Below are 3,902 nucleotides of genomic sequence, written 5' to 3' on the forward strand. Positions count from 1 at the left end.
CAGACGTCGCAATCCACACCGAACCCAGAAGGCCCTCACCTGTTCAAGCACCCAGCACGCGTGTCACCAACGTCCCGGGACAACACACCTAGGGCTTGTCCGGTAGGTCAGACCGAAGTCTCTTCTTTTGGCCGCGCCGCGCTCTGTGGCGTGCCTGTGCCGCCCTTACCCGGTCATGGGCCCGGCATTGGCCCGAGCCCATGACTCGCGCAATACGGAGTGCCTCCGGGCAGTCAGCAGCCGGTAGCGGTAACGGTGATGTCGGGCACGGAGCCCCTGCCGCGCGATTGCACTGCCGCTTCCTCTGTCCAGATGCTGGTGACCTTCAGGGTGTAGGACCCGGGACCTTGGCAGAGGTAGCCCAGCCGGAGGGTCCTGTCGGTGCCGTGATCTGGATCAGTCCGGAGGCGGAAGGAGCTCTCCCTGAGCATCTCTCCGTCTTTGCTCAGGGAGAAGTGCCCGGAGACGTTGCACACGACCGGGCTGTAGAACACCAAGCTCTTGTACTGGCAGCGTGCGTTGATCGTGGCCAGGGGGCTGCCGTCGTTGTTGGTCAAGCAGCCTTCAACCGAAGCCCACCAGCCGGGATTGCCGTAGGCCGAACGCTCTTCACACCTCTGCGGTGGTGCCGCCGCGACCCCGATGGGAGCGGCTGGCCGGGAAAGGCTCCCCGCGGGTGGGCTCGGGGCGTGTGCTGATGCGGCGGTCGGGAGTAGGCAGCCGAGTGCGGTGATGGCGCTTGCCGCGATGACGGCCGTTCTGGTGCGCTTGTGCATGGCGGCCCCTTTGGCTCAGTGGATGCGTCCTGCCGCTGTGTCCTGCCCCGACAATCGGCGCTTCATATGTAAGGGCGCCGGTGTGGGTGACAACCCGCACCGTTTGTCCGAGCCGCCTGTGGGGCCTCTTCCAACGCTTGCGCCGCCGTAGGTGGCAGGTGCTGCTCCAGCCAGCCCGCTCCGCGTCCGTGAGATCGCCGCGCCCCAACAAGGGACGGAGCGATCCAGCGGCAGGCCCACTACGCGACCCATCGGACAGCCCCTAGCTGTATTGATCACGAGCGTTGTTGACACTCGCAGGCCTTGATCATGGCGAAGACCTCCGGTGTGGTGGAGGTGTCGAGTCTTCACCGCACGGAGGTCTTCGTGTCCCACCGTAATGCCCGGCTGACCGGCGGTGGATCACCGCACAGGACCACACCCGGTGGACGGCATGCGGCGTGCACTGGGAGGCGGTGGCCATCCGGCCGATGATCCTGGGCCTGACGGCGCTTGGCCGCATGTGTCTGCCCCACCAGCGCGGCTCCCCGGTCCTCGCCGACCACCTCCGCGGCGAGCTGTACGTGATGGTGGCGCCCGGCACCAGCGACGCCTGCGCCGGCCTGCCCGGCGTTCGCGTACTCACCCGCGGCCACTACCTGATCCTGCCGCGCACCGAGCACGGCTCCCCTGCGGCCGACTGGCTCGGCGCCCCGCGCGAAGACCCGCCCCTGTGCGTCCCCCGCCCCTCGCCTGGCCAGGCAGATCCACACCCTGACCAACCCCGAGCGGCCGCCGCCTCATGACTGCCGGGTGCACCCGGCGGTTCGAGCGCGCAGCCTGGCCAGAGTGCTTCCCGTGCAGACGGTCGACGGCGGCCGCCGCGAGCGGACACACTCGGAGCAGACAGAAAGGGGCCCGCGATGACCGCACAGCCGATCCACCCGCACGAGCCGGAGCGAGTGCCGCGCAACGCCGAGGGCATCGCGGCCGCGCTGGACGGCGGCCGCCGCATGGAGTTCTACCGCGAGCTGCTGGCCGCGGCCCCCGAAGAGGCGGAGGGCGTCCTGCGCCGCTGGTGGTGCGAGGCGATGCTCGACACCGACCCGGCCGGGGACCGGCTCACCGCGGCCGCGCTGGGCGGGACGCTGCCGACCACGGCGGTCGCCGACCTGATCGAGCGCCGCCGCGCGGCAGGCCTGCCTGTTGAGTGAGCCGTACACGAGGAGCCCGAGGGTCTGCCCTGCGTGCTGTCGGAGGAGGTCACCGAACTCCTCATGTCCTGGCCTGCCCGGCTCGGTGTTCGGCGCGATCGTGGCCGCCACCGTCGTGGTCAACGAGACCAGGGGCGAGGTGCCGGGCAGCACCGTGTCAGCCCGGTGGCCGCAGCAGCGGCGCATGCCACTCGGCTCGCTCGGCATCGCCGAGTACGTCATCGTCACCGACGCCGACCCGCCGCACATCGTCCTCACCCGTATCCAGCTCTACTGGCCTGATCGGAAGGGCCGGCGAGGCACCCCTCCGCCACCGCCCGGGTCGGTGCCCTCGTCGGGTACACACGGGTGGCCACGAAGGGGCAGGTGCTCGACCGGCAGGTCCACAGTCCTCACCGCCGCCGGCTGCATCCGGGTCTTCGCCGACAAGAAGTCCGGCAAGGTTGGCGGCCCGCCGGACCGGGCCGCCGTGACAGGGTGGCCGTGGCGAGCGACGGTCTCTTGCCACGGGAGGGGAGTCGCGGTGACGAAGTTCGGCCCGGAGCCAGCGGAGGTGCGGATCCCGAAGGTGGCACTGGACGCCTTCGCCACGGCGCTGAGCGTGCGCACGGCGGCGACGCGCACCTGGCCCGACGGCATCGAGTGGATGTACGCGCTGGGCTCGTGGGATGAGCCGCACCTCGAGGTGGCGCTCATGCCTGGCGGTGAAGAGGTGTGGCTGCGGATGTCCACCGACCGCTCAAGCGTCGCGGTGTGGACCATTGAGCAGTGGCTCGACTTCACCGGAGAACTGCCCGGAGCGGCGCCGCCCGGCTGAGACACGCGTCCGGCCTGGCGACTAGTCCCGTATTTCGCGGGTCGCTGATTCGGCTGGAGATCGGGGTCGGGCAGTGTCCGGCACAGGGGGAGACGTCGCCCTGCGCGCGGCTGCGGGAGCTCGATGGGAACTGCACGATGAGACGATGAGTTTTCCCGGCCCGGCCGGTCTACGGGGTTCGTCAGGTGATCAGAAAGTGCGAAGCAGGAGGAGCGATATGAGCCAATTGCTGCGGGTCCAGAACTTCACCGTCTCGAGCGACGGGTTCGGCGCCGGCGAGGGCCAGAGCCTCGAGAAGCCGTTCGGCCATGCCGATCCGGGGAGCTTGCTCGCCTGGGCCTTTGCCACCGACCACCCACCCATCAACCGCTCCGAACCCGGCAGCCGAGGTCTGGACGACTACTTCACGCGGGACTACGCCCGCAACATCGGCGCCGAGATCATGGGCCGCAACAAGTTCGGGCCGCAGCGCGGGCCCTGGCAGGACCACGAGTGGCAGGGATGGTGGGGTGACAAACCCCCGTTCCACACGCCGGTGTTCGTCATGACGCACCATAAGCGCCCGTCGTTCACGCTCTCCGACACCACGTTCCACTTCGTCGACGGCGACCCGGCCGCGGTGCTCGCCCAGGCGAAGGAGGCAGCTCAGGGGAAGGACGTCCGGCTTGGCGGTGGGGCCACGGTCATCCGGCAGTTCCTAGAGGCCGACCTCCTCGACACCTTGCATGTGGCGGTCGCGCCGACGAAGCTCGGCTCCGGGGCCCGGCTGTGGGAGTCCCCCGACGAGCTGCTCGACCGGTTCCACCAGGACGTCGTGCCCAGCCCGAGCGGCGTGACGCACCACCTGTTCTGGCGGAAGTGAGGCCGGACCAGCTGGCCGACGCGGGCTCCGTCACCGGCGCCTGCGGGGCGTCCTAGCCCCTGTAGTGAGGACACCTCGCAACTCGGTTCCGCCCGCGGATCCACGCACCCGGAGAACGAGCCGACTGTCGGCACGAGACGCCAAGAGGTCCGCTCCTCACTAGGGACTGTTTCTCGGATCATGTTCGGAGCCAGATAGCGAGGGCTGCGAATGTGACGGTGCCGAGGTAGATGTAGGCGCGTTTCTCGTAGCGG

At 69.4% G+C, this 3,902-nt stretch carries 5 protein-coding genes; 4 read left to right on the forward strand and 1 reads right to left on the reverse strand.

Annotated elements, in window-relative coordinates:
- Positions 1 to 233 precede the first annotated feature (233 nt).
- A complete protein-coding gene (locus tag ACZ53N_RS36655) occupies positions 234 to 776 on the reverse strand; it encodes a hypothetical protein (RefSeq protein ID WP_469145039.1) in 543 nt (180 codons plus the stop codon).
- Between the two features lie 440 nt (positions 777 to 1,216).
- On the opposite strand from ACZ53N_RS36655, the gene ACZ53N_RS36660 reads away from it, so the two are divergent.
- From ACZ53N_RS36660 to ACZ53N_RS36675, 4 genes are all read left to right on the forward strand, one after another.
- Positions 1,217 to 1,561, forward strand: a complete 345-nt coding sequence (locus tag ACZ53N_RS36660; RefSeq protein ID WP_469145040.1) for a hypothetical protein — start codon at positions 1,217 to 1,219, stop codon at positions 1,559 to 1,561.
- Positions 1,562 to 1,678: 117 nt separating this feature from the next.
- The gene (locus tag ACZ53N_RS36665) at positions 1,679 to 1,969 is read left to right on the forward strand and encodes a hypothetical protein (protein ID WP_469145041.1); all 291 of its coding nucleotides are present in this window, start codon (positions 1,679 to 1,681) and stop codon (positions 1,967 to 1,969) included.
- 85 nt (positions 1,970 to 2,054) lie between these two features.
- Positions 2,055 to 2,786, forward strand: a complete 732-nt coding sequence (locus ACZ53N_RS36670) for a hypothetical protein (protein ID WP_469145042.1) — start codon at positions 2,055 to 2,057, stop codon at positions 2,784 to 2,786.
- A gap of 217 nt (positions 2,787 to 3,003) precedes the next feature.
- Positions 3,004 to 3,648, forward strand: coding sequence for a dihydrofolate reductase family protein (locus ACZ53N_RS36675; RefSeq protein WP_469145043.1), 645 nt, complete (start codon positions 3,004 to 3,006; stop codon positions 3,646 to 3,648).
- Positions 3,649 to 3,902 lie beyond the last annotated feature (254 nt).

The organism is Streptomyces sp. NPDC033229 (assembly GCF_055576875.1).